This is a genomic window from Yinghuangia seranimata, assembly GCF_029953285.1.
Lineage (GTDB): Bacteria > Actinomycetota > Actinomycetes > Streptomycetales > Streptomycetaceae > Yinghuangia > Yinghuangia seranimata.
In genome coordinates, this window is the sequence record NZ_JASAOI010000039.1 from 17,862 (window position 1) to 43,677 (window position 25,816).

At 70.6% G+C, this 25,816-nt stretch carries 22 protein-coding genes; 8 read left to right on the forward strand and 14 right to left on the reverse strand.

Annotated elements, in window-relative coordinates; translation table 11 throughout:
* Positions 1-223: 223 nt before the first annotated feature.
* Together QI554_RS24950 and QI554_RS24955 are read left to right on the forward strand one after the other, a co-directional pair.
* A complete protein-coding gene (locus QI554_RS24950; protein ID WP_281472530.1) occupies positions 224-1,537 on the forward strand; it encodes a glycosyl hydrolase 53 family protein in 1,314 nt (437 codons plus the stop codon).
* A 33-nt stretch (positions 1,538-1,570) separates the two neighbouring features.
* The gene (locus tag QI554_RS24955) at positions 1,571-2,404 is read left to right on the forward strand and encodes an alpha/beta hydrolase (protein ID WP_281472532.1); all 834 of its coding nucleotides are present in this window, start codon (positions 1,571-1,573) and stop codon (positions 2,402-2,404) included.
* Positions 2,405-2,476: 72 nt separating this feature from the next.
* Here QI554_RS24955 and QI554_RS24960 read toward each other — a convergent pair whose 3' ends face one another.
* The 6 genes from QI554_RS24960 to rhaI all read right to left on the reverse strand — a co-directional run bounded on the left by QI554_RS24960 (position 2,477) and on the right by rhaI (position 10,234).
* Positions 2,477-3,121 carry a LutC/YkgG family protein gene (locus tag QI554_RS24960; RefSeq protein ID WP_281472534.1) on the reverse strand — a complete coding sequence of 215 codons (645 nt, stop codon included), beginning with the start codon at positions 3,119-3,121 and terminating at the stop codon, positions 2,477-2,479.
* Positions 3,118-4,554, reverse strand: a complete 1,437-nt coding sequence (locus QI554_RS24965; protein WP_281472535.1) for a lactate utilization protein B — start codon at positions 4,552-4,554, stop codon at positions 3,118-3,120. Before QI554_RS24965 ends, QI554_RS24960 begins: the two co-directional genes overlap by 4 nt.
* Entirely contained in the window at positions 4,551-5,324 is a 774-nt protein-coding gene (locus QI554_RS24970; RefSeq protein WP_281472537.1) for a (Fe-S)-binding protein, read from the reverse strand. Before QI554_RS24970 ends, QI554_RS24965 begins: the two co-directional genes overlap by 4 nt.
* 30 nt (positions 5,325-5,354) lie before the next feature.
* Positions 5,355-6,842 carry a rhamnulokinase gene (locus QI554_RS24975; protein ID WP_281472539.1) on the reverse strand — a complete coding sequence of 496 codons (1,488 nt, stop codon included), beginning with the start codon at positions 6,840-6,842 and terminating at the stop codon, positions 5,355-5,357.
* A gap of 121 nt (positions 6,843-6,963) precedes the next feature.
* Positions 6,964-9,015, reverse strand: coding sequence for a bifunctional aldolase/short-chain dehydrogenase (locus QI554_RS24980; protein ID WP_281472541.1), 2,052 nt, complete (start codon positions 9,013-9,015; stop codon positions 6,964-6,966).
* Positions 9,016-9,067: 52 nt separating this feature from the next.
* A complete protein-coding gene (gene rhaI / locus QI554_RS24985) occupies positions 9,068-10,234 on the reverse strand; it encodes an L-rhamnose isomerase (protein WP_281472543.1) in 1,167 nt (388 codons plus the stop codon).
* Between the two features lie 204 nt (positions 10,235-10,438).
* Here rhaI and QI554_RS24990 point away from each other — a divergent pair, with 204 nt between their 5' ends.
* Positions 10,439-11,479: a LacI family DNA-binding transcriptional regulator gene (locus QI554_RS24990; RefSeq protein WP_281472545.1), complete on the forward strand. Its 1,041-nt coding sequence runs from the start codon at positions 10,439-10,441 to the stop codon at positions 11,477-11,479.
* Between the two features lie 183 nt (positions 11,480-11,662).
* Here QI554_RS24990 and QI554_RS24995 read toward each other — a convergent pair whose 3' ends face one another.
* From QI554_RS24995 to QI554_RS25005, 3 genes are all read right to left on the reverse strand, one after another.
* Positions 11,663-12,424: an SDR family NAD(P)-dependent oxidoreductase gene (locus tag QI554_RS24995; protein ID WP_281472546.1), complete on the reverse strand. Its 762-nt coding sequence runs from the start codon at positions 12,422-12,424 to the stop codon at positions 11,663-11,665.
* Between the two features lie 16 nt (positions 12,425-12,440).
* Positions 12,441-13,634 carry a CaiB/BaiF CoA transferase family protein gene (locus tag QI554_RS25000; protein WP_281472547.1) on the reverse strand — a complete coding sequence of 398 codons (1,194 nt, stop codon included), beginning with the start codon at positions 13,632-13,634 and terminating at the stop codon, positions 12,441-12,443.
* A 74-nt stretch (positions 13,635-13,708) separates the two neighbouring features.
* A complete protein-coding gene (locus QI554_RS25005) occupies positions 13,709-14,932 on the reverse strand; it encodes a DegT/DnrJ/EryC1/StrS family aminotransferase (protein WP_281472548.1) in 1,224 nt (407 codons plus the stop codon).
* A 193-nt stretch (positions 14,933-15,125) separates the two neighbouring features.
* On the opposite strand from QI554_RS25005, the gene QI554_RS25010 reads away from it, so the two are divergent.
* Both QI554_RS25010 and QI554_RS25015 read left to right on the forward strand, forming a co-directional pair.
* Positions 15,126-16,718 carry a fatty acyl-CoA synthetase gene (locus QI554_RS25010; protein WP_281472550.1) on the forward strand — a complete coding sequence of 531 codons (1,593 nt, stop codon included), beginning with the start codon at positions 15,126-15,128 and terminating at the stop codon, positions 16,716-16,718.
* Between the two features lie 38 nt (positions 16,719-16,756).
* Positions 16,757-17,692, forward strand: a complete 936-nt coding sequence (locus tag QI554_RS25015) for an aldo/keto reductase (protein WP_281472551.1) — start codon at positions 16,757-16,759, stop codon at positions 17,690-17,692.
* A 46-nt stretch (positions 17,693-17,738) separates the two neighbouring features.
* Here the strand turns inward: QI554_RS25015 and QI554_RS25020 are convergent, their stop codons facing one another.
* Positions 17,739-18,371: a TetR/AcrR family transcriptional regulator gene (locus tag QI554_RS25020; protein WP_281472553.1), complete on the reverse strand. Its 633-nt coding sequence runs from the start codon at positions 18,369-18,371 to the stop codon at positions 17,739-17,741.
* 133 nt (positions 18,372-18,504) lie between these two features.
* Between QI554_RS25020 and QI554_RS25025 the strand changes: the two genes are divergently transcribed.
* The gene (locus QI554_RS25025; RefSeq protein ID WP_281472554.1) at positions 18,505-19,698 is read left to right on the forward strand and encodes an amidohydrolase family protein; all 1,194 of its coding nucleotides are present in this window, start codon (positions 18,505-18,507) and stop codon (positions 19,696-19,698) included.
* Complete coding sequence (locus tag QI554_RS25030) at positions 19,695-20,162, forward strand: nuclear transport factor 2 family protein (protein ID WP_281472556.1); 468 nt, start codon at positions 19,695-19,697, stop codon at positions 20,160-20,162. The genes QI554_RS25025 and QI554_RS25030 overlap by 4 nt, the downstream gene beginning before the upstream one ends.
* Before the next feature lie 32 nt (positions 20,163-20,194).
* Here QI554_RS25030 and QI554_RS25035 read toward each other — a convergent pair whose 3' ends face one another.
* The 4 genes from QI554_RS25035 to QI554_RS25050 all read right to left on the reverse strand — a co-directional run bounded on the left by QI554_RS25035 (position 20,195) and on the right by QI554_RS25050 (position 23,451).
* Positions 20,195-20,932, reverse strand: a complete 738-nt coding sequence (locus QI554_RS25035; RefSeq protein ID WP_281472557.1) for a TetR/AcrR family transcriptional regulator — start codon at positions 20,930-20,932, stop codon at positions 20,195-20,197.
* 90 nt (positions 20,933-21,022) lie between these two features.
* Positions 21,023-21,805, reverse strand: a complete 783-nt coding sequence (locus tag QI554_RS25040; protein WP_281472559.1) for an SDR family NAD(P)-dependent oxidoreductase — start codon at positions 21,803-21,805, stop codon at positions 21,023-21,025.
* Positions 21,806-21,851: 46 nt separating this feature from the next.
* Positions 21,852-22,409 carry a hypothetical protein gene (locus QI554_RS25045; protein WP_281472560.1) on the reverse strand — a complete coding sequence of 186 codons (558 nt, stop codon included), beginning with the start codon at positions 22,407-22,409 and terminating at the stop codon, positions 21,852-21,854.
* A 73-nt stretch (positions 22,410-22,482) separates the two neighbouring features.
* A complete protein-coding gene (locus tag QI554_RS25050) occupies positions 22,483-23,451 on the reverse strand; it encodes an alpha/beta hydrolase (RefSeq protein ID WP_281472562.1) in 969 nt (322 codons plus the stop codon).
* 309 nt (positions 23,452-23,760) lie between these two features.
* Here QI554_RS25050 and QI554_RS25055 point away from each other — a divergent pair, with 309 nt between their 5' ends.
* Positions 23,761-25,713, forward strand: coding sequence for a flavin-containing monooxygenase (locus QI554_RS25055; RefSeq protein ID WP_281472563.1), 1,953 nt, complete (start codon positions 23,761-23,763; stop codon positions 25,711-25,713).
* Positions 25,714-25,816 lie beyond the last annotated feature (103 nt).

Genomic DNA, 25,816 nt, shown 5'->3' on the forward strand with positions numbered 1-25,816 from the left:
AAACCTGGCAGGGCAAGGTTTTCTGGCGGACCGCGGCACGGCCACTGCCGGCGTCAGCGGCCGGCCCTCCCGAACCGTTGACCATTTAGCGTAACGAGTACATGATTTGACGGCCTGCGCGGCAGGGGCGTGCGCGGCCACCGACGACTGTGCGGTATGCCGCCGTCCCACCTGCGGATTTCCCGCGCGGCCCCCACTCGCCGAGCCTGAAGATGCGGATCACGTGACGAATCACCGAGCAGACCAGTCTGTAACCCGATCCGCGGCCGAGGCGGTCGGCAGCGCCTCGCGTTCCCACCGGGTCAGGGACGCGGAGTTCCGCGTCGGGCTGAGCGTCAGCCCGCACGCCACCGGCATGTTCGACCGCAGGGTGGTCTTCCACGACGGCGACCGCACCGCACGGACCGCACACGAGCTGATGGAGTTGTTCGCCGCCCGCGGGGGCAACGAGGTGTGGACGCGCATGGGCACGTCGCGGGTACTGCGGTACGCCTCGCCCGGGGGCGGCATCGCGGACGGGCTGTTGTACGCGCGGCTCGCCCGCGACCTGGGCCTGCCCTTCAACCCCGAGCTGACGCTCTGCGGTGTCTACGGCGACATGGGCCTGCAGCCCGAGCCGGACCTGTCCCACTACCCGCAGATCCGGCTGCGCGCACCGTGGCTGGAGCTGACGCTGGAGGAGATGGCCGACGCGCTGCGCCAGTACGGCCGACTCGCGGCCGAGGAGATCCTGGGCACCGGCTGCCGCGTGAACGTCTGGGACATCGGCAACGAGGTCGAGTTCGGCGTGGCCGGCGTAGCGATGCCGCCCACCGTGCCGGAGATGGTGCCCGGCTGGACCTACCGCGCTCCGGACTCCATCGACCCGGAGATCGGCCGGATGGACTTCAACCGGCTGTTCACCCTCCCCCACGACGACCAGATCGCCTGGTGCAGCACGCACCTGTGGCCGTACACCGCCGCACTCCTGGCCGCCGTCGCGGACGGCATCCGGAGCGTGGACCCCGGCGCCCAGGTCGCCACCCACACGAGCAGCGTGGCCGCCTTCCACCCCCAACTGCTCCTCGGATTCCACACCGCCATGGAGGCCGGCGGATTCGACGCCGCCCATCTGGGCGTCTCGTTCTTCCCCACCAGCACCGACCGGGTCCCGCACGCGTTCGACGTCTTCAAGCACGGCGCCACGCTGACCAGTCGGCACTTGAACAAGCCGGTGTACGTCGCCGAGTGGGCCTATCCCGCCGCCCCCGCCTCCCACCAAGGGCAGGCGTGGGACCACCCGGTCGAGGGCTATCCGGTCTCACCCGAAGGCCAGGCCGCGTTCCTGCGTGACCTGACCGATTGGGGCGCCGGCACCGGCATCCTCAGCGGCATCCGCCCCTACGGACCGGACTTCGCCGGCGAGGGCAACTGGGGCGGCATGGCCTTGTTCCGGCTCGAAGACACCACCCACGCCCACGCCCGCCCCGCGCTCGCGTCGTTCCGGGAAGGCCTCGAACGTGCCGGTGCACCCGGGACCGCCCCTGGAATCAACTGACGACCCGCCTCCCCGCCCGCGACAGGAGCCCCCATGCGCATCGAGGATCTGACGACGACCAGCGGCGAACCCCCGGTGCCGATCCGCACCTACCGGCCCGACCGCCCCGTCGGCCCGGCGCTGCTGTGGATGCACGGCGGCGCGTTCGCGTACGGCTCGATCAACATGCCCGAAGGCGACGCCGTGTGCCGGGCGTTGGCCGAGCGCGGCATCACCTGTGTGAGCGTCGAATACCGCCTCGTGCCCGGCAAAGGCCGCTTCAAGGAGCAGCGCGGCGCGACGGCCGTCCGCTATCCGCTGCCGCTCGACGACTGCGCCAACGCCTGGTCGTGGCTCCGCGCCAACACCGAACGCATCGGCGTGCGGCCCGACGCGTTGTACGTCGGCGGCGCCAGCGCGGGCTCCACCCTCGCCGCGACCCTCGCGCTGCGGTTCGTCAACAGTCCCGAGGTGCCGCGCGGCGTCGTCATGGCCTACCCCTCGATGCACGCGGACCTTCTACCCCCGGGCCCCGAACTCAAGTACGCGCTCAGGGGGTTCCGCCGCTTCGGGGTCATCACGAGACGTCGGCACGTATGGTGCTCGGCGAACTACGTCGGGAAGCGGAACCTGCACCGGCTGACCGAGGCGTTCCCGGGAGGACGGGACCTCACCGGCTTCCCGGACACGCTCATCGTCAACTCCGAGCGCGACACGCTGCGCGCGTCGGGCGAGGCGTTCGCGCGCGAGTTGGAGGCGCACCAGGCGACCGTACACGTCGAGTTCGAGGCCGGCACCGACCACGGCCACCTCAACGAGCCGGACAACCCCGGATTCGCCCGCACGCTCGACACGTTCGCCGACTGGATGCTGTCGGTACGCAAGTAGGCGAACGGGAAAGTGCGGCGCCCCCGGGCCGGAGCCGACGTACCGCACGTGTGCGCTGACTGCTGCCTTCCGTCAGCCCTCAGCGATCAGGACGACGTCGAGGGTTCGGGGGCCGTGGACGCCTTCGACGCGGTTGAGTTCGATGTCGCTCGTGGCGGACGGGCCCGAGATCCACGTCTGGGGGCGTTCCGGGTCGAGGCGGCGGAGTGCCTGGGGGACGGAGGCCACGATCTGGTCCCCGGTGCGGACCACGCAGATGTGGTGGTCGGGGACGAGGGTGAGCATGCGGCGGCCCTGGTCCGGCCCCGCGTCGAGGACGAGCGTTCCGGTTTCGGCGATGGCCACGGCGCAGCCGGTGAGGACGCTGTCGACGCGGTCGAGTTCGGTGGCCGTCAGGGTGCCGTCGTCGTGGAGGATCCGGGTGCCGGAGTCGCCGGGCAGCCAGTCCGTCGGCAGACCGGGCGGTACGGCCAGGGTCCGTGCGCCGCGGGCGGCGAGCAGGCGGCCGATCAGGCCGGGCAACTCCGCCTCGGCGGCCCGGTGAACGTGCGCACGGTAGTCGGTCAGGTTGCGGGCAAGCAGGTTGGCCAAGCCGGTGTCCGTGTGGCTGTCGTGGTAGTCACGGGCGACCGGCTCGTTCGCGGGATGCTCGGCGCGGTCGACGCCGACAAGGGCGGACCTGATCCGGCCGAGGATCAGGTCGCGGGAGTCCGTCACGTGGTGCCTCCGGGTGTGTCGCGGTGCTGCCACCAGGTGCGGAAGGACTCCGCCGGCAGGGCAGGGAGATCGCGGGTCGCGCTCCAGGCCTTGCCCCAGCCGGGCAGCGGCACCTTGCGCGGGTGCACGGCGCGGGTGCGGACGGCGGCGCGTTGCAGGGCGGTGTAGCGCTTCGGGTCGCGCATGACCCAGCCGGCGGCACGGAGGGCTGCGCGTTCGACGACATGGCCGCGCTGCTCGGTGACCTTCTCGCGCAGGTGCACCAGGACTTCGGGGATGTCGATGGCGACCGGGCAGACCTCGTAGCACGCCCCGCACAGGGACGAGGCGTAGGGCAGGGATGCGTCGATCTCGCTGGTGGTGCCGCGGAGTTGCGGGGTGAGGATGGCGCCGATCGGGCCGGGGTAGACCGAGCCGTACGCGTGCCCGCCCGCGCGCTCGTACACCGGGCAGACGTTGAGGCAGGCAGAGCAGCGGATGCAGCGCAGCGTCTGGCGCCCGACCTCGTCGGCGAGGATCTTGGTGCGCCCGTTGTCGAGGAGTACGAGGTGGAACTCGCGCGGCCCGTCGCCGTCGGTCACACCGGTCCAGGTGGACGTGTACGGGTTCATTCGTTCGGCGGTCGACGAGCGCGGCAGCAGTTGCAGGAACACCTCGAGGTCTCGCCATGTGGGGACGACCTTTTCGATCCCGACGACCGAGATCAGCGTCTCGGGAAGGGTGAGGCACATTCGTCCGTTGCCTTCGGATTCGACGACGACGAGCGTTCCGGTTTCGGCGACGAGGAAGTTCGCGCCGGAGACCGCGACTTTGGCGCGCAGGAACTTCTCGCGCAGGTGCAGCCGTGCCGCCTCGGCGAGTTCGCGAGGTTCGTCGCTCATGCCCTCGGGTGCGGGGATGCCCCACTCCCCCATGGTCTTGCGGAAGATGTCGCGGATCTCGGTGCGGTTGCGATGGATCGCCGGGACGAGGATGTGCGACGGGCGATCCTCGCCGAGCTGCACGATCAGTTCGGCCAGGTCGGTCTCGTACGCGGTGATCCCGACTTCGGCAAGCGCCTCGTTGAGGCCGATCTCCTGGGTGGCCATCGACTTGATTTTGACGACCTCGGTTTCGCCGGTGGCGCGCACGAGGTCGGCGACGATGCGGTTCGCCTCGTCGGCGTCGGCGGCCCAGTGCACTTGTCCCCCGGCCGCGGTGACCGCGGCCTCCGCCTGTTCGAGGTAGTGGTCGAGGTGCCGCAGCGTCTGGTCCTTGACGGCGGCGCCCGCTGCGCGGAGCCCCGCCCAGTCGTCGAGTTCGGCGACGGCTGCGGCGCGGCGGTCGCGAATGGTGTGCGTTGCGTGCCGCAGATTGCGGCGCAGCGTGGTGTTCCGCGTCGCGTCCCGTGCCGCAGCCGGGAAAGCCGGCATGCCCAGCGGTACGGCGTTCATCGGTGCGCTCCCGTCCGGGCCCACATCGCACCCTCCGGATCGGTCTCGGTGGCGGCGAGGATCTCGGCGATGTGCAGCGTGCGGATCGCGCCCTTGCGGCGGCTGATCATGCCGCCGAGGTGCATGAGGCACGAGTTGTCGGCGGCGCACAGCACGTCGGCGCCGGTGGACTCCGCGTTGCGGAGCTTGTCGGCGCCCATGGCTGCGGAAACGTCCGGGTTCTTGACGGCGAACGTGCCGCCGAAGCCGCAGCATTCCTCGGCCCCGGGCAGGTCGACGAGTTCGAGCCCGCGGACGTTCCGCAGCAGCGTGGTGGGCCGGTCGCCGAGCCGCATCAGGCGCAGCGAATGGCAGGTGGGGTGGTAGGCGACGCGGTGCGGGAAGTACGCGCCGACGTCGGTCACTTGGAGGACGTCCACGAGGAACTCGGTGAGCTCGTACACCTTGGGCATGACCTGCGCGACGGCGTCGGCCAACCCTGGGTCGCCGGAGCGTGCGGCCGCCCGGGGGTGGTTGTCGCGGATCATCGCGCCGCACGACCCCGACGGGGTCACGACGGCGTCGTAGCCGGCGAAGGTCTCCGCGAACCCGCGCACCAGTGGCTCCACCTGGCGCCCGTAGCCGGTGTTCCAGTGCATCTGGCCGCAGCAGGTCTGGGCGAGCGGGAAGTCGACGTCGCAGCCGAGGCGTTCGAGCAGGGCGACGGTCGCCTGGCCGGTGCGCGGGTACAACGTGTCGTTCACGCAGGTGAGGAACAGTCCCACACGCATGGGTGGGGTCTCCTTGATGGTCGGGGCGGGTCAGTGGGCGCGGCGCGCGGCCAGTCGCTGCGCGGCAGCGTCCCAGATACGGGTGTCGCCCGGCAGGTACGTGCGCAGTTGCTGCGTGCGGCGGATCAGTGCCCGCAGGTCGCCGAGGCTGCCGTGGACCACCTCGTGGGCCCGGGCCTGCACGAGTATGTTGCCGAGCGCGGCGGCCTCTACCGGCCCCGCGACCACCGGCAGGCCACAGGCGTCCGCGGTGGCCTGGCACAGCAGGGCGTTCTGCGCTCCGCCGCCGACGATGTGGACCGTGTCCACACCGCGTCCGGACAGGTGCTGCGCGTCGGCGATCGCCTCGCGGTGGGCCAGCGCCAGGCTGTCGAAGATGCACCGGACGAACTCGGCGGGGGTTTCGGGCTCCGGGTCTCCGACTTGCCTGCACGCCTCGGCAATGCGCCGGGGCATGTCGCCGGGCGCGAGAAAGCCGGGATCGCCAGCGTCGACGATCGAGCGGAGGGGTGGCACGTCGGCGGCCGCCGTGAGCAGGTCGGCCAGGTCCTGCGGTCGGCCCTGCTGGGCCCAGTGCCGCATGCACTCCTGCAGCAGCCAGTGGCCCATGATGTTGCGCAGGTAGCGGATCGTGCCGTCGACGCCGAGCTCGTTGGTGAAGTTGGCGCGTCGGCTGTCCTCGGTGCGTACGGGGGCGTCGAGTTCGAGGCCGACGAGCGACCAGGTGCCGCTGGAGATATAGGCGAATCGGGTGCCCTCAGCCGGGACGCCGACGACGGCCGACGCCGTGTCGTGGGAGCCGACCGCGGTCACCTCGACCGGCCCGGACAGGCCCGTTTCGGCCAGCACGTCGTCGCGCAGGAAGCCTGCGTGGTCGCCGGGCCTGCGCAGTGGCGGGAACAAGGCTGTGTCGATGCCTAGGCGCTTGGCCAGGTCGCCGGCCCAGCGCCCGGTGGCCGGGTCGAGGAGCTGGGTGGTGGAGGCGTTGGTGACCTCGGTGCCGGCCTGGCCGGTCAGCCAGAACGCGAGCAGGTCCGGGATCAGCAGCGCCCGGCGCGCCGCGGCGAACTGGGGCGTGTCGCGGGCGGCGACGAGTTGGTGGACGGTGTTGAAAGGCGCGTGCTGGATGCCGGTCGCGGCGTACAGCTCGGCGGCGGGCACCACGTCGAACACACCCTCAGGTACGCCGTCGGTGCGCGCGTCCCGGTAGTGCACCGGGTTGCCGAGGAGCGCGCCGGAGGCGTCAAGCAGGCCGAAGTCCACGGCCCACGAGTCGATGCCAACGCTCGCTATCCGCCCGGCCTCCTGGCCTGCCGCGCGCAGTCCGTCGACCATCCCTGCGTACAGGTTGAGGATGTCCCAGTGCAGCACGCCGCCGACCCTGACCGGGGTGTTGGGGAAGCGGTGGACCTCGGTCAGGTCGACGGTGTCGTGACCGACCCGGCCGACGATCACGCGTCCGCTGGACGCCCCGAGGTCCACTGCGGCGAAGGCTGCGGGCTGGTCGGGCTTGGACATCGATGGACCTCGGCAATCGTCTCGGTTCAGGTGGTTCGTGTGTTCGCAGCCGTGCCGCTCCCTGGCGAACCCTCATACGCCGGGGAGCGGCACGGACGGCCTTCCGTTTCGCTGGTGCGACTCAGCGCAGGAAGGCCGCGGCGACTCCCGCATCGACGGGGATGTGCAGCCCCGTGGTGTGGGAGAGGTCGCCCCCGGTCAGGGCGAAGACCGCGTTCGCGACGTGCTCGGGCAGCACCTCGCGCTTGAGGAGGGTGCGCTGGGCGTAGAACTCGCCGAGCTTGTCCTCCTCGACGCCGTACACGGCGGCGCGCTGCGCGCCCCAGCCCGCGGCGAAGATGCCGGAGCCGCGCACGACGCCGTCGGGGTTGACGCCGTTGACGCGGATGCCGTACTCGCCGAGTTCGGCGGCCAGCAGCCGGACCTGGTGGGCCTGGTCGGCCTTGGTAGCGCTGTAGGCGATGTTGTTCGGCCCGGCGAACACCGCGTTCTTGGAGGCGATGTAGACGATGTCGCCGCCGAGCCCCTGGCCGATCATCAGCCGCGCGGCCTCGCGCGAGACCAGGAACGAGCCGCGGGCCATGATGTCGTGCTGGAGATCCCAGTCCCGGGCGGTGGTCTCCAGCAGCGGCTTGGAGATCGAGATGCCGGCGTTGTTGACGACCAGGTCGACCCCGCCGAACGCGAGTGCCACGGCCGCGAACGCGGCCTGGATCTGCACTTCGTCGGTCACGTCTACCGTGACCGCCACCGCCTTGTCCGGGCCGCCGAGTTCCTGCGCGACTGCCGCGGCGCTCTCGGCGTTCAGGTCCGCGACGACCACGCACGCGCCCTCGGCGGCCAGGCGGTGCGCGATGGCCTTGCCGATGCCCGACCCCGCCCCGGTGACCAGCGCCACCCGGGTCGCGAGCGGCTTCGGCTTGGGCAACCGAGCGAGCTTGGCCTCCTCCAGCGCCCAGTACTCGATGCGGAACTTCTCCGCTTCCTCGATGGGGGCGTAGGTCGAGACCGTCTCCGCGCCGCGCATCACGTTGATCGCGTTCACGTAGAACTCGCCGGCCACGCGCGCGGTCTGCTTGTCCTTGCCGTACGAGAACATCCCGATGCCCGGCACCAGGACGATCGCCGGATCGGCGCCGCGCATCGCGGGCGAGTCCTCGACGGCGTGCCGGGCGTAGTACGCCGCGTACTCCGCGCGATAGGCGGCGTGCAGCTCGCGCAGCCGCGCAGCCACCTCGTCCAGGGGTGCCTCAGGCGCGGTGTCGAGGACGAGCGGGCGCACCTTGGTGCGCAGGAAGTGGTCCGGGCACGAGGTGCCCAGCGCGGCCAGGCGCGGGTGCTCGGCGCGGGCCAGGAAGTCCAGCACCACCTCCGCGTCGGTGAAGTGCCCGACCTGCGGCCGGTCGGTGGACGCCAACCCGCGCAGCAGCGGGGCGAGTTCCGCGGCGCGGGCACGCCGGTTCACCTCCGGCAACGGTGCGCACCGGGGCAGCAGCGGGCCGAACGGGTGCCGGTCCGCGTCGAACCGCTCCGCGATGAACGCCTCCGCGGTGCGAATGATGTGCAGCGAGTTGGCCTGGCACTCATCGGAGGTGTCACCCCAGGCGGTGATGCCGTGGCCGCCGAGGACGCACCCGATCGCCTGCGGGTTGTCGGCCTTGATCACCGCCATGTCCAGGCCCAGTTGGAAGCCCGGGCGGCGCCACGGCACCCACACCACGGTGTCGCCGAAGCACTCGGCGGTCAGCTTCTCGCCGTCCGCGGCGGTCGCCAGCGCGATCCCGGAGTCGGGGTGCAGGTGGTCGACGTGCGCGGCGTCGACCAGGCCGTGCATCGCGGTGTCGATCGACGGCGCCGCGCCACCGGTGCCATGCCCGCAGAAGTCGAACGCGGCGGCCATCTCGTCCTCGTGCTCCACGCCCGGGTAGACGTCGACCAGCGCGCGCAGCCGGTCCAGACGCAGTACGGCGAGCCCGGCCTCGGTGAGCGTGCCCAGGTCGCCGCCCGAGCCCTTGACCCACATCAGTTCGACGGCGTGGCTGGTGACCGGGTCGAGTGCGGTGCCCTTGGCGGAGGTGTTGCCCCCGGCGTAGTTGGTGTTGCGGGGGTCCGCGCCCAGAGCGTGGGAGCGGTTCAGCAGTGCTTCCACCGCCGGGTTCGTCGGTGGCGTCATGAGGTGTGTCCCTTGGGTCGGTAGGAAAGGTGGATCGGATCGGGAGCGCTGGTCAGGCGCCCCAGCCGGCCTGGGAGCCGCCGACACGCTCGGCCTTGATGCGCTCGGCGTAGCTCGACGCGGCGTAGGCGGCCATCGGGTCCGCCGCCAGGCCCAGCTCTTCGCGCAGGTCGGCCAGCAGCGGGCGCACATCGGTGTTGTAGGCGTCCATCAGCACCGCGTTCGCGCCGAGCACGTCACCCGACTGCTGAGCGGCGGCCAGCGCGTCCGCATCGACCAGCAGCGCCTTGGCGGTCGCCTCCTGGACGTTCATCACCGAGCGGATCTGGCCGGGGATCTTCGGCTCGATGTTGTGGCACTGGTCGAGCATGAACGCGACCTCGGTGGCCGCTTCCAGCCCGCCGCCGCGCACGACCTCGTGCATGATGCGGAACAGCTGGAACGGGTCCGCCGCTCCGACCATCAGGTCGTCGTCGGCGTAGAACCGCGAGTTGAAGTCGAACGCGCCCAGCTTTCCCTCACGCAGCAGGAACGCGACGATGAACTCGATGTTCGTGCCCGGCGCGTGGTGCCCGGTGTCGACGACGACCTTGGCCCGCTCCCCCAACTTGAGGCAGTGGGCGTACGCCGTGCCCCAGTCCGGGACATCGGTCGTGTAGAACGCCGGCTCGAAGAACTTGTACTCCAGGATCATCCGTTGCTCGCCGGTCAGCCGCGTGTACACCTCGGCCAGCGCCTCGGCCAGCCGGTCCTGGCGGGCCCGGATGTCGTCCTGCCCCGGGTAGTTCGTACCGTCCGAGAACCACAGCTTCAGGTCCCGTGAGCCGGTCGCGTCCATGATGTCGACGCACTCCAGCAGGTGGTCGGTCGCCTTGCGGCGGATCCGCGGGTCGGGGTTGGTCACCGAGCCGAGCATGTAGTCGTCGTCCTGGAAGACATTGGAGTTGATCGCGCCGATACGCACGCCCAGACCCTCTGCGTGCTTGGCCAGCGCGGCGTAGTCGTCGACCTTGTCCCACGGGATGTGCAGCGAGACGGACGGGGCGCCACCGGTGAACGCGTGCACCTGAGCCGCGTCCGCCAGCTTCTCGAACGGGTCGCGCGGCACCCCCTGCTGCGCGAAGACCTTGAACCGCGTCCCCGAGTTCCCGTACGCCCAGGAGGGCGTCTCTATCCGCTGGGTCTTCAGCGCGGCACGCACCGCGGCCGTGGATGCCATCTCAACTCCATGTTCTGAGCTGCCGTGAACGCAATGAAACGTTTCAATTTCGTGTAAGCTATCCACGAAAACATGGACTGTCAACGACTCCGCCCAGAACCGAACATCGACGCGAGAGCAGGGCATCCATGGGAGATCCAGCCGGGCGCCTACTATGTCGCTACCAGGAAGCGGGACACTGAAACGATCTCAGGGGCGGCACACGTGGCGGGCAAAGTGGGCATCAAAGACGTCGCGCGTCAGGCCGGCGTCTCCGTCGGCACCGTCTCGAACGTGATCAACAATCCCGAGCTCGTCTCCGACGACACCCGGATCCGGGTGCGCGCGGCCATAGAGCGCCTCGGCTACGTCCGCAGCGACACCGCGCGCCAGCTCCGCGCGGGGCAGAGCCGCATCGTCGCCATGCTCGTGCTGGACCTGGCCAACCCGTTCTTCGCCGAGGTGGCGAAGGGTGCCGAGCGCGCGCTGCGCGACGCCGACCTCGGCGTCATGGTCTGCAACAGCGCGGGCAGCACGTCGGAGGAATCCGAGTACCTGTCCCTGTTCGCCGAGCAGCGGGTGCGCGGGGTCCTCGTCACGCCGGCGGACACCAGCGGACGCGCGGTCGAGACGCTCCGCTCACGAGGCATCCCCTTCGTCCTGGTCGACCGCTCCCTGCCCGCCGACCAGGGCTGCTCGGTCTCCATCGACGATGTGCTCGGCGGGAGCATGGCGGTCCGCCACCTCCTCTCCGCCGGGCATCGGCGGATCGCCTATGTCGGCGGCCCCATGCACCTGGCCCAGGTCCGCGACCGGTACGCCGGAGGACTCGAGGCGGTCCGCGAGGCCGGGCTCGGCGACGACGCGTTCCTACCCCTCGACTCGGATCGCCTCGACGTGTCCGCCGGCCGTGACGCCGGCGCACGGCTGCTGGGCCTTGCACCACGACCCACGGCGGTGTTCTGCGCGAACGACCTGCTGGCCCTGGGCGTCCTGCAGTCCCTGTACGCGGCGGGCGTGCGCGTGCCGCACGACATCGCACTGGTCGGCTACGACGACATCGAGTTCGCCGCCGCAGCCGCCGTCCCCCTGACCTCGGTGCGTCAGCCCGCCGCCCGCATCGGCCGCACCGCCGCCGAACTGCTGCTGCAGGAGACCGACGGGGCCGAGGCCGCCCACACCCACCAGCGCATCGTCCTGCAGCCCGAACTCGTCGTCCGCGACTCCAGCCGCGCCGCGGCCTCTGCACCGGCCTCGAACACGTAGCCCACACGCGGCGGCCTCATCACGACCATCGCCGCAGGAGAGACCGGCGGCCGGGCGTGCCAGGCCGCCGCTCCCCCGTCAGTCCAGCGCCGCCGCGACGGCCGCCGCCATGCTGCGGTGCCCTCGGCAGGGCATGGCGCCCGACGCGGACACGCCGGTGCGAAACGGCGTGCCGGGTGCGGCTCAGGAGGTGTACGAGCCGCCGTTGAGGTGGAGTGTCTGGCCGGTGATCCAGGACGCCTCGTTCGATGCCAGGTAGGCGCACATCGCCGCCGGGTCGGAGGGCAGGCCGATGCGGCCGACCGGTAGCCGCGCGGCCATTTCCCGTACCTGCGCGCCCTCGCGACCGCTCGCCGCGGGGTCGATGAGGCCGAGCGCAATGGTGTTGGCGGTCACGCCGTCGGCGGCGGATTCCATCGCCAGATGCCTCATGAAGGCGATGGCGCCGCCCTTCGCGGCGGCGTAGAGCGAGACCCCGATCGCCTGGCCGACCACGCCCGAGCCCGACGCAATGGTGATGATCCGCCCGTACCGCCGGGCACTCATCCCGTCGATGACGGCCTTGACGCAGTTCATGACCCCGAAGAGGTTCACCTCGGTAAAGCGCCGCCAGTCGGCTGGATCGGACTCGCGGAAGGGACGGGGGCGGAACTCCCCGCTTCCCGCGTTGCCGACGTTGTTGACCAGGATGTCCACCGGCCCGACGCTCCGCTCGAATGCCCGGACGGCGTCCCGGACCGCGCCGTGGTCGGTGACGTCGAACGGGACGGCGTGTGCGTTGTGGCCAGCGTCGCGCAACGCTTTCGCCTTGTCTTCGGCACGCTGCGGGTCGAGGTCGTTGACCGCCACCTGGGCGCCCTGGGCCGCCAGCGCTTCGGCGATTCCCCCTCCGACCCCTTGTCCCGCTCCGGTCACGAGGGCGGTCCTGCCGGTGAGTTCGAACATACGGTGTTCCTTCTGGTCAGTCGTGGGCGGCGTGACGCAACGCGTCGAGGATCTCCGCCGTGTGTTCGCCGAACAGTGGAGGTGCACGGCGGATCGGCGGGCGCTTGCCGTCGATCGTGAGCGGCGAGGCGACCAGCCGGATGGGGCCGGCCGGGTGCTCGATGTTCTGCACCAACTCCCCTGCGGTGACTTGCTCTTCGCGGAAGACGTCGTCGACGCGGTTGACGGGCGCGCACGGTATGCCGGCCTCGGCGAACCTGCACTCCCATGTGCGCGTGGACTCGGCGCGCAGGACGGCGGCGAGGAGGTCGGTGAGCTCGTGGCGGCGGGCCAGCCGTGCGGCGTTGGTGGCGAAGCCCGGGTCGGCGGGCAGGTCCGGCAGGCCGAGCACATCGCAGAGGGCGGCGAACTGGCGGTCGCTGGTGGCGCCGAGGACCAGTTCGCCGTCGGCGGTGGGCATGGGCCCGTACGGAGCGACGTTCGGATGCAGGTTGCCCAGCAGCCCCGGCACCGTGCCTCCGATGAGGTGGTTCGCCGCCTGGTTCATGAGCGCCGCGACGCCGCATTCGAACAGGGGGACTTCGACGTGCGCGGGCCGTCCGTCCGGGTCGCGGTGGTGTCCCAGAAGTGCGCCGAGGGCGCCGATCGCGGCGTACAGGCCGGTCATCACGTCAACGACCGGCAAGCCGACCTTCGTGGCGCCGGTCCCGGGGTGGCCGGTGACGGACATGATGCCCGAGCGGGCCTGGGCCATGGCGTCGTATCCGGGTTGGTCCGCGAGGGGGCCGTCGGCGCCCGCGCCGCGTACGGACACCCAGACGGCGCGGCGACTCTCCTCCCGGATGCGGTCGAGCCCGAGGGAAGTGAGCTGCCGTGGCAGGAAGTTCTCGATGACGACGTCGGCCGCCGCGGCAAGTGTCCGGACGACGTCCAGGTCCGTGTCGGACCGCAGGTCGAGCGCCATCGCCCGCCGGTTGCGGTTCACCGCCAGGTAGTACGCGGCGTCCTCACCGTGGAACGGCGGCCCCCACCGGCGGGTCTCGTCGCGCTGCGGCGATTCGACCTTGATGACGTCCGCACCGAGGTCGGCGAGGATCGTGGCGGCGAGCGGGCCGGCGAGGATGCGGGACAGGTCGAGTACCCGCACTCCCGCCAGAGGGAGACTCAGGTCGGGGTTCTGCGGGTCGTGCGGCCACACCGGATCGGTCATGCGCGAGGGCCTTTCGTACGCGTGCCCGGCGGCCGCCGCGGGAGTCGGCGGCCGCCAGGCACGTTCCGGCGTGGTCAGGCGGCGTCCGACTGTTCGCTGATGAACGCGTCGATCTGGGCACCCACGTGGTCGAGCATCTCGTCCGACAGACCGTGGTTGCACGAGATCAGCATCCCGAACTCCATGACGTGGTCGGCGCCGGGAAGCCCGCCTTCCGGCTGGCGGAAGGCGACGTTCTTCATGAAGGGCTGGCGCGCGGCGTTGCCCGTCCACACGACGCGCGTGTCTATGCCGCGCGCTTCCAGGTACTGCTGCAGGTCGCTGCGGCCAAAGCCTGCGTCCGGCTTGATGAGGAAGCAGTACGACAGCCACGCTGTGTTGAGTCCGTCGAGCTGCCGCGGCGGGGTGAAGTACCGGTCGTGGCGCGTCAGGACCTCGGTGTAGCGGTCGAAGTTGTGTTGGCGGCGGGCGTAGTTGCGGTCGAGCTTCTTGACCTGCTCGACACCGAAGGCCGCGCACAGCTCGGTCGGGAGGAAGTTCCAGCCAGCCTCGTCGAAGATGAACATGTTGTCGTAGCTGATGCCGTCCAGATCGGTCCAGAAGTCGCGCGAGCCGGCCTTGGAGCCGAACAGCTGCGCCTCGGACCGACGGCCCCAACCACGCAACGTCAGGCAGCGGTCGCGCAGTTCGTCGTCGTCGAGCATCACCATGCCGCCTGTGCCGGCTGCGGTGATGATGTGCGAGAGCGAGAAGCTCGTGACCGAGATGTCGGAGCGGGCGCCGGTGGGTGTGCCGCGCAACGTGGCGCCGACGGCGTCGCACGAGTCCTCGATGACCTTGAGCCCGCGCCGGTCGGCGATCTCACGGATGGTGTCCCAGTCGGGCGCGTTGCCGGCCAGGTTGGGGACGAGGATGGCGCCGGTCTTGTCGCTGACCATCTCCTCGATCTTGGTGACGTCGATCTGGAAGGTGTCGGGCTCGACGTCGACGAACACCGGGACGAGTCCGGCGCGCAGCAGACACGACAGGTCGGTGGAGAAGGTGAGCGGGGAGGTGATCACCTCCGCGCCCTTCGGCAGGTCGAGAAGTTCGATCGCGAGGAACAGAGCCGCCGATCCGGAACTGACCATCACACCGTGGCGCTTGCCGAAGAGGTCGGCAACGCTGCGCTCCATCTCGGCAACGTGCGGGCCGATGCGGAGGCCGTTCTGCCCCTCGGTCAGGACTGACATGACCGCGTCGATCTCGGCCTGGTCGTAGACGGCGGTCGCATAGACAACGCGCTTCTGATCGGTCATCAAAATCCCTCGTCCTCAAGCGCCGACCCCACGGGCATCGGCGGGAAACTCGATGAAGCACTTTCATAGCTATCATAGCTATGATGACGCCGCCAAGGGCTCCGCGAGACCGTGATCCATGGTTTCGTGTAAGCGTTACACATATACTCTCCGCGACATCGGCCAAGTGGTCCGCGCCACAGGAGAACCCCACGTGACGACACCGTCCGCACCCCCGCATACCCGCGCGCGCCGGCACGGGCTCGCCGACCTGCTGGCCCGGTCCGCCGCCCGCACCCCGCACAAGACCGCGATCGTGTTCGGGCCGCTGCGGCAGACCTTCGCCGAGTTCGACGCGCTCGTCACCCGCACCGCCGCCGGGTTCGCCGAGCGCGGGGTGGCCAAGGGCGACCGCGTCGTCCTGCTGGCCCGCAACTCACACGGCTTCGCGACCGCCTACTTCGCACTCGCCCGGATCGGCGCCGTGTCGGTCCCGGTCAACTTCATGCTCAACCCCGACGAGGTCGCCTACGTCCTCACCCACGCCGGCGCCACCGGCGTCGTCGCAGGCGCCGACCTGACCGCCACGGCGGACGCGGCGCTCGCCGCCGCGGGCCTCGCCCCGGAGGCGCTGAGCGTGCGCGCCGTGATCCCGGCCGGCGGCACCGCCGGGGCCGAGGGCTGGGAGCCGTTCGCCGCGCTCGGCGCGTCCACCGCCACCTGCCCCGACGTCGACCTGGACGACGACGACCCCGTCCAGATCATGTACACCTCCGGCACCGAGTCACGCCCCAAGGGCGCCGTGATGACCAGCCGCAACCTCATCGCGCAGTACACCACCGCGATCGTGGACGGCGGCATGGGATCCGATGACGTCGAGATCCACGCCCTGCCGCTGTACCACTGCGCGCAGCTGCACTGCTTCCTGACGCCCGACATCCAGCTCGGCGCCACCTCGGTCATCCTGCCCGCGCCCGATGCCGCGACCATCCTCGCGACCGTCGAGGCCGAGAAGGTCACCAAGCTGTTCTGCCCGCCGACGGTGTGGATCTCGCTGCTGCGGCACCCCGACTTCGACACCCGCGACCTGTCCACCCTGCGCAAGGGCTACTACGGCGCGGCCGCCATGCCCGTCGAGGTGCTGCACGAACTGCGGCGCCGCCTGCCGCAGTTGGCGCTGTACAACTTCTACGGCCAGACCGAGATGTCCCCCGTCGCCACCATCCTCGGCCCGGCCGACCAGGAACGCAAAGCCGGGTCCGCCGGCCGCGCCGGGCTGAACGTCGAGACCCGCGTCGTCGACGACAACGACGAGCCGGTCCCGCCGGGCACCGTCGGCGAGATCGTGCACCGCGGCCCGCACACGATGCTCGGCTACTGGAACGACCCCGACCGCACCGCCGAGGCCTTCCGCAACCAGTGGTTCCACTCCGGCGACCTGGGCGTCCTGGACGACGAGGGCTACCTCACCGTCGTCGACCGCAAGAAGGACATGGTCAAGACCGGCGGCGAGAACGTCGCCAGCCGCGAGGTCGAAGAGGTCATCCACCAGCACCCCGCCGTCGCCGAGGCCGCCGTCTTCGGCATCGCCCACCCGTACTGGATCGAGGCCGTCACCGCCGTCGTCGTCGCCAAACCCGGCGAGAAGATCGACCCGGACGACGTGATCGCGCACTGCCGCGCCCGGCTGGCGGGCTTCAAGGTCCCCAAGTACGTCGCGGTCGCGGAGGCGCTGCCGAAGAACCCCAGCGGCAAGATCCTCAAGCGCGAGCTGCGGGGCGGCTACGCCCACCTCGCCAACGACTGAAGACGCCTCCGGCGCCCGCCACCAAGCAAGGAGCACGTGTGCAGTACTCGAACGTCGGCCGGTCCGGCCTGAAGGTGTCGTCCCTCGGACTGGGCTGCAACAACTTCGGCATGAAGATCGACCAGAGCGCGGCGGACGCCGTTGTCGGCGCCGCACTCGACGCCGGCATCACCTTGTTCGACACGGCCGACATCTACGCGAAGGGTGCATCCGAAGAAATCCTCGGCAAGGCGCTCGGCCCGCGGCGCGACCAGGTCGTGATCGCGTCCAAGTTCGGCGCTCCGATGGCGCCCGGTCCGTACGGCGGCGGCTCGTCGCGCCGATACATCGTCCGTGCCTGCGAAGACAGTCTGCGTCGGCTGGGCACAGACCACATCGATCTCTACTACCAGCACTACCCCGACCCGGTGACCCCGATCGAGGAGACCCTCGGTGCGCTGGACGACCTGGTACGCGCGGGCAAGGTGCGTTACACCGCCGCGTCCAACCTGGCCGCATGGCAGCTCGCGGACGCGGCGCACACCGCCCGCCGCGAGGGGCTGGCCCGGTTCGTGGCGGTGCAGGCGGAATGGAACCTGCTGACCCGCGACGCCGAACGCGAGCTGGTCCCCGCCGCTGAGCACTTCGGCGTCGGGGTCATCCCCTACTTCCCGCTCGCCTCCGGCCTCCTCACCGGCAAGTACCGGCACGGCGCGGACTACCCGGAGGGCTCGCGGCTGGCGGCCCTTCCGTACTTCGCCTCGGTCGCGACCGAGGCGAACTTCGCGGCGGTGGAACGGCTGCGCGCGGTCGCGGACAAGGCCGGCCTGAGCCTCGTCGCGGCGGCGCTGTCGTGGCTCGCCGCCCAGCCCTCCGTACCGTCGGTCCTGGTCGGCGCGACCTCCCCCGAGCAGGTGACCGCCAACGCCGAGGCCCTGACCGCCCTCGCACCCGACCTGCTCGCCGACATAGAGGCGGCCGTGTCCACCCCCTGAGCCGCGTGGGTCGCCCGAGCCGGGGACGGGCGACCCACGCTCCGGCTCACAGCCGGTCGGCCTCGAGGGTGTTGCGCCAGACCGTGGCCACGGTGTGCAAAAATGCGGGACCCTCGCGGGCCCAGCGCCCCGCCATCCACGACGGCATGAACGTCTCCAACTGCGTGACGAGCAGGTAGGCGCGGCGCCTGGCCTCCGGCTTCGAGAAGTGCGCCCAGCGCTCCGGCGGCCGCATGACGGCGGCGACGAAGTCCTTCACATGCTCCTGGTGCTGCTCGCGCAGCGTGTGCGGCAGCTGTTCGGCGAAGATGCGCAGCGCCTGCCGATTCTCCGAGGCTCCGTTGACGTACTTGTCGAGCCAGCCGCGGATGGTGGCATGCGACCAGTCGGGCAGTTCGCCGAACGCGGCGAAGTTCGCCCCGGTGTCGGCCCAGATGCGGTCGGCCAGCTCGGCGACGATGTCGGCCTTGCCGGTGAAGTGCAGGTAGAAGGTCGCCCGCGCGGCGCCGGCCTCGGCCACGATGTCGTCGACCGTGGCCGCCTCGTAGCCCTTCGCCTCGAAGACGTCGCACGCCGCGGCGATGAGCCGCCGGCGGGTGTACTGCTTCTGCTGCGCCCGCAGGTCCGGAGCCTGTGCGCGGTCCGCGGATCCGGACGATCGACGAGTGGTGGCAGCCATGCCGTCAGCCTAGTGGGCCAGGCCTCGCCGTCGCGCAGTGTGCGTCCACTCACTGGTCAGAGTGTCTTCCATTCTTCGCTCCTGACATTTAGCGTAACCGCAACATTAAATTGCGCCGCCGGAAGGATGTGCCGTGTACGTCTACGACGTCGACTCCCACTTCGAACCGCCGTCGGACTGGCTGGACGCCTTCCCCTCCCTGAAGCGCAGGCTGCCCGAGCTGTTCCCGCAGCACGAGCCGGAGTTCGCGCTACGTGGCCCTGAGCAGTTCGCGTACTTCGTCTCCGACGGCATCCGCCCGATGGTCCCGCAGACCGACCGCGTGCCACTGGAACGCCTGGTGACGCCGTTCCTGCGGGCCATGTACCCGGACGACGGACCCGCCACGATCAACGGGCACTGCCAGCACCCCACGGTCGACGCGGACGCGCGGATCGCCGCACTGGACGCCCAGGGCATCGCCGTCCAGAACGTCATCTCCGGTGCCGGATACACGCTCATGCGCTGTCTGAGCGACCCGGAACTCGCCCGCGACACCGCGCGGGCGCTCAACACCTACCTCAGCGACGCGATGTCGGCGCACCGCGACCGCCTGCTACCGGTGACGGTCACGCATTTCGACGAGCTCGACTGGGTCGTCGCCGAGCTGACCCGCATGCGCGCACGCGGCAGCCGGGCCTTCCATGTCACGACCGAGTTCAGCAACAACATCCCGCCGTTCCACCCGGACTTCGACAAGGTCTGGTCGGCGGCGACGGACCTGGGCATGGTCGCCGTGCTGCATGTGGGGATGATGCCGCCCAGGTACCACCCGGCCTACTCCAACACCGACGACCCCTCGCTCATCACGCGCATGAGCACGAGCCAGTCGTTCCAGGCCGCGCAGGTGTACCTCAACGCCATGGTTTTCGGCGGAGTCTTCGAGCGGCACCCGAACCTGACCCTGCTGCTGTGCGAAACGGGCATCGACTGGCTTGAGTTCGCGGTGGCGAACATGGACGGGCGCGCCGCCCCGGCCTCCGCGGCGCTGCTCGGACCGTACGAACTGCCGCTCAAGCCCAGCGAGTACATCCAGCGCAACGTGCGCATCAGCCCGTTGCCGCAGCCCGCCCAGTCCCCCGTCCGGCTGTTCGAGACGCTCCCGGGCGTCGCGGTGTTCTCGTCCGACATGCCTCACTTCGAGGGCAGCCTGGCACCGGTCGAGTTCTGGCGCGGTGAGCTCGCCGATGTCGATGGCCACCGGTGGGACGCGTTCGTCGCCGGAAGCATGGCCGACGCGTACGCCCGCATGGGCGACCCGCTCCCCAAGCCGGTGGCGGCCGCATGACAACCACCGACACGCACGGCAGCCCCTTCCGCCAGGCACCCGCACTGTCCGCAACGGACCGCCTCGAGATCGCCAGCCTGCCGGCCCGGTTCTGCCACTACTCGGACTACGGCGTGTACGAGCGCTTCGCCGAGTTGTTCACCGAGGACGTGGTGACCGAGCTGGTCGGCATCGGCGAGTACAAGGGCCTGGCAGAACAGATCCGGCACGCCCGGGACACCGCCACCTGGACATCCGGGCACGCGTGGCACGTGGTGAGCAACCTGTGGATCGAGCCGACACCGACCGGCGCCGCCGCGCACTACTACCTCCTGGGCATGCTGCGCACCGGTGCCGAGCACAGCGGGAGCGTCAACACCACGGGCCGCTTCGTCGACCACGTGATCCGCACCTCCGTCGGATGGCGGATCCGCCGACGGGTGTTCGCAATGGACCGGCCGACGGTGCCGCCCGATCTCACCTGATCGCGCACGGCCGCCGCGACGCCGCACCGCCCCTACAGCGGTGCGGCGTTGGTGAATATGGGGGCCAGCGGCGTCTTGCGGCCGGGCGACTTCGGGTGGCGGCCGCGAGCGGGGGCTTTACCTCCCAGCGCCTCGATCGCAGTGATCGTGTTGTCGATCACCACGTCGTACAAGCGCGCGAAGGCGTTCGGAAGTTGGTCGAGGACGGGGCCCACACGCTCCCGCGCGTCCGGCTCTTCGGCTCGGAGCGCTTCGCGCAGGGTCGGCAGCATCTCGTCCACGGGGGCGCGCTGCGCGGCGAGGGTGGCGTGTCCGACGATGGTCGTGCCGACGAGCGTGACCGCGAGCGCCGTGTCCTCGTCGCTGAGCCCGAGGGGCTGGAGGATCTCGGTCAGCAGGACAAAGGACGGCAGCCAGGCCGGCTTGCGTGTGGAGGCGATGTAGGGCAGTAGCTGCGGATACGGCCGCAGGTGCTCCAGGCTCAGCAGCATCCATTCGCGCAGCTGCTCCTGCCACGTCGCTCCGGCGGGCTTGTCGAACCGCATGTCGGCGGCGACCCGGTCGGCGACCGCGTGCAGCAGGTCGTCACGGTCCGGGAAGTACCTGTACAGCGCCATCGGCGCCGAGTTCACCGCTTCGGAGACCCGCTTGATCGTCAGCGGCGTGGCCGGGTCGTCGTAGACCAGCGCCACGGCGCCGTCGATGATCTGGTCGCGGGAGAGGCGCGCGGGGCGTCCGCGCCCGCGCGCGCCGCCAGTCTCCTGAGTCATCCACGTCCCCTTCACCGCGCCCCGTGCGCTCCGACGGGGTGTGGGTCAAGGTTACGCACCCTGGCCACTGGATCGGCGGACGCGGTGGTTTCAGTGGAAGAGCATGGGTGCGACCGGGCGCTGGGCTGCAACCGGGCCGGCCAGCATGCCTCCGTCGACGACGTAATCGGCACCGGTCAAGTACGAGGCACCCGGCGAGGCGAGGAACGCCGCCATGTGCGCGATCTCGTCGACCTCCCCGGCGCGACCCAGGGGGAGGCGCGCGAAGCGGGTGTCCGCCTCGGCGCCGCTGCGGTCTCCCGGCAGCATGGCGGTGCGGATCGGGCCGGGGACGAGCGCATTGACGCGGATGCCGTCCGGCCCGAGCTCGATGGCGGCCGTACGCGTGAGCCCTCGGATCCCCCACTTGCTGGCCGAGTACGCCGAGGCCCATGCCTGACCCTGCACGCCGCTGGCCGAGGCGACGTTGATGACCGCGCCTCCCCCGGCCTCCCGCATGGCCGGGACGACGGCGCGGATGCCGAGGAATGCGCCGACCAGGTTGACGTCGAGGATGCGGCGGAACGCCTCCGGCGATTCGTCCTCGAGCGCGACCAGGCGCATGGCGGCCGCGTTGTTGACCAGGACGTCGAGGCGGCCGAACCGCGTCACGGCCGCGTCGACGGCGGCGGACCAGTCCTTCTCGTCGCTGACGTCGTGGCGGATGTACGCGGCCGCGTCGCCAAGCTCGGAAGCGACGGCAGCCACCGCGTCCTCCTGAACGTCGGTCAACAGCACGCGTGCGCCGCACCGGACGAACATCCGCGCCTCGGCGGCCCCTTGCCCCTGTGCGGCGCCGGTGATCAGCGCGACGGTGCCGTCGAGGTCGTACATGGTTTCGCTCCTTGGGTGGTGAGTGCTGGCGGCGGGCACGGGTGCGTCAGCTGGGCACGTGCCACTGCAGTTCGACGTGCTGGCCGAAGGTGAGCAGCCCGGAGGCGATGACGTCGGTGTGCACGAAGACCTGCATCATCGTGTCGGTCGCGGCGTCGGGGCCCTCGGGGCGATAGACGCCGGAGACGCTGACGCGCCCGGCGAGCTCGGGGTCGTTCTTCCCGGCTTCCTCGATGTCGGCGAGGGTGCGTTCGAGGATGTCGCGGGTGGCGAGGCGGATACCGAAGTGGAAGGAGTACTGCGGATTGCCGCGCACGTGGGCGGTCCACGCGGCGGCCTTGTCGCCGAGGTCCCCGCTCAGCCGTCCGGCGAGCTCCTGCTCGAACGCCCACTGTTCCGGGGTGACTTCCGAGGCGTACAGGGTGTTGGTGGTGTAGTCCTCGACCGCCGGGTCGACGAACGCGGTGAACCAGTGGTTGCCGCGGTCTTTGACGCGGCAGCCGAGCAGTTCGAAGACGCGGGCGGCCAGCGCGCGCTCGCCGGGACGGTACACGAGCTCGGCGTGGGTGATCCGGCGCGACACCGGGGCCTCGGGGGCGGTCATACGGAAGTACCTCCACCTGTGGAGCGGCTCCGGGCCCGGCGAACCGGGCCCGGATTTTACGTACGGGTTACACTTATAGACGATCGGCGTATGGAGATCCAGGGTCGGCGACGGCCGCGCGCAGCGCCGCGCAGGCGTGGTCCAGTGCGCCCGAGGCCGCCGGCACCTGCGCGTAGTACGAGAGGAATCCGTGCACCGCGCCCTGCACCTCCAGCACCTCAACCGCCCCGCCCGCCTTGCCGACCGATGCGGCGTAGGCATGTGCGTCGTCGCGCCCCATGTCGTACTGGGCCGTGACGATCAGCCCCGGCGGCAGCCCCGCGAGGTCGTCGGCGTGGAGCGGCGACAGGTAAGGGTCACGCAGGTCGGCGCCCCCGGCGTAGGCACGCCACATCGACTGGGAACTCGCGCGGTTGAGCATGGGTGCGTCGGCGTTCTCGGTGGCGGACGGGCGCTCGGAGACCGCGTCGAGCCCGGGGTAGGCGAGCAGCTGGAACGCGAAGCGGGGCCCGCCGCGGTCGCGCGCCATCAGCCCCGCGACCGCGGCGAGGTTCGCGCCCGCGCTGTCCCCACCGACCGCGACACGGTCGGGGTCGCCGCCGATCTCGCGGGCGTGCTCGGCCACCCACCGGGCGGCGGCGTAGAAGTCCTCGGCCGCGGCCGGGAAGACGTGCTCAGGCGCCAGGCGGTACTCGACCGAGACCACAAGGCAGCCGCTGCGGTTGGCGATCTCGCGGCACAGGCCGTCGTGCGTCTCGATGCCGCAGATCGCCCACCCGCCACCGTGCGCGAAGACCAGGACCGGAAGGTCGTCCGCGTCGACAGGCCGGTAGACCCGGACCGGGATGTCGCCGGCGGGGCCGGGCACCAGGCGGTCCGCGACGGCGTGTAGGTCGGGCCGCGGCTGCCGGCCGGCGGCCTCGACCACCCGCTGCCGTATCGCGGCAACAGAGTCCTCCGTGATGACCGGCAGCGGTGGGACCGCCGCCATGATCGCCGCCAACTCCGGCACAAGAACGAGCTGGTTCGCTTGTGGGTTCACTGCAGGCCTCCGGAAGCGGGGCGGCGCAGCGCGCACCCCGGCGTATCGCTGGACAGGCTTTGTCGGTGGACACTCTGTCCACCGAGGAGTCAGATCATGCATCGAAGCGGCAACAACTTCCAGCGCCGGAGCCGATGATCCGCACCACTCCTGGACACTCAATCATGATGCATGCATCATTCACTCACTAGACGGTGTGTCTATCCACTCGCGCATGGCCACCCTGTGTTCGCAGGCCTGGATGATCCGCCCCGCCCCCGCTCCCCTGTGCGGCGGGCGCCGCCTCGCTCCCGTCCAACGGAGAAGCCCATGACCGATTCACCTCGCCACACGTCCGTGTACCGTCGGCCCAATCCCGCGGACCTGCCGATCGCGGGTCCGGGAGGCGACACCGCGTCCGTACGCGCGCACCTGGCTGAAGCCGACCCACGCACGCTGCTGATGTCATTGACGCAGCTGACCCGGGACGCCACGCATCTGGAGCGCTTCGCGGTGGTCTGCGACCCGGCGAACGCCGAAAGCGGCGCCGAAGCGGAGGCGGACGAGATCCGCGACCTGCTGGCCGACGTGCTGACCGACCCGTCGTTCGCGGGCGACACGGCCCCGATTCCGACCGAGTTCTTCCAGCGGCTCGCCTCGACGTACGTCCACGAGACCGTCGACGCGGAGTTCGTGCCCCTCCTGCTGGAGCAGTGCGGCTTCGACCGCCTCCCCGGCGCGCCCGAACTCCTGCGGCCGGAACGCCCGCGACCGCCTGAGGACTTCCATGTAGCGGTGATCGGGGCCGGGCTCTCGGGCATCTGCGCGGGTATCAAGCTGGCCGAGGCCGGCTACAGCTACCGCATCTACGACCGCAACAAGGACGTCGGCGGAACCTGGCTCACAAACATCTACCCGGGTGTCGGCGTGGACACCCCAAGCCACTTCTACTCCTACTCCTTCGAAATCACTTCGGATTGGCCGGAGTTCTACTCCAAGGGCGAGTACGTCCTGGACTACCTGCGCCGCTGCGCGGACGGCCACGGCCTGCGTGACCACACGGTCTTCGAAACCGAGGTCCTGGCCTGTGAGTTCGACGAGACCTCCGCCCGCTGGCGGGTCGTCTCGCGGGGCCCCGACGGCGGCGAACAGACGGAGTGGGCCGATGCGGTGGTCACCGCCATGGGCTTCTTCCAGGGCTCGGTGCGACCGGACATCCCCGGCCTCGCCGACTTCGCGGGCACTACCGTGCACACCGCGGACTGGGATCCGTCGATCGACCTGACCGGGAAGCGCGTCGCCATGGTCGGCACCGGCGCGAGCGCGATGCAGGTCGGCCCCGCCATCGTCGACGACGTCGCGGACCTGACCGTCTTCCAGCGCACCCCCTCGTGGGTCATGCCGCGCCGGAAGGACGACCTGACCGTGCCCGCCGGCGCACGGTGGGCGATGCGGCATGTCCCCTACTACGGCGAGTGGTTCCGGTTCTTCACCTACTGGTTCGCCTCCGATGGCAACTTCGTGCGCGTGGTCGTCGACCCCGAGTGGACCGCCCCCGGCGCCGTGTCCGAGGCCAGCGAGAAGATGCGTCAGTGGCTGCTCGCATATGCGCGCGAGGAGTTGGCGGATCGCCCGGACCTGTTCGAGAAGGCGATCCCCTCCTATCCCCCGTTCGGCAAGCGCATCCTGCGCGACAGCAACTGGTACCGGATGCTGCGCCGCGACCACGTGGCGCTGGTGACGTCGCCGATCGAGCGCGTCACACCGACCGGGGTGGTCACCGCCGACGGCGTGGAGACGCCGGCCGACGTGCTGATCCTCGCGACCGGCTACAAGGTGCTGCCCATGCTCGACGGCATCCGGATCACCGGGCGCGGGGGCACGGCGCTCACGGACGTCTGGGGCGACGACGACCCGCGCGCGCACCTCGGCCTCACGGTGCCCGGCTTCCCGAACCTGTTCGTCCTCGGCGGGCCCAACAGCGCGCCCAACCACGGTGCCGGCGTCAACATCACCGCCGAGACGCAGGTGCACTTCGTGCTGGCCTGCCTCGGGCTGCTGCACGAAAGCGGCGTCCGCACCATCGAGCCGCGCCAGGACGCACACGACGCCTACAACGCCGAGGTCGAGCAGGCGCTGGAGCAGCGGGTCTGGAGCCATCCCAGCGTGCGCAGCTACTACCAGAACAGCAAGGGCCGCGTGGTGGTCTCCAACCCGTGGCGGCTGGTCGACTACTGGACGATGTTGCGCTCGCCCGATCCGGCGGACCACATCCTCGACTGAGCCGCGCCGCCCCGGCCCTCGTCAGAGGATGCCCACATCCGTCTCTCCGGCGGTCGACTCGCGGACGACCAGATGTGTCTCAGGCTCGTAGCGCATCGGTGAG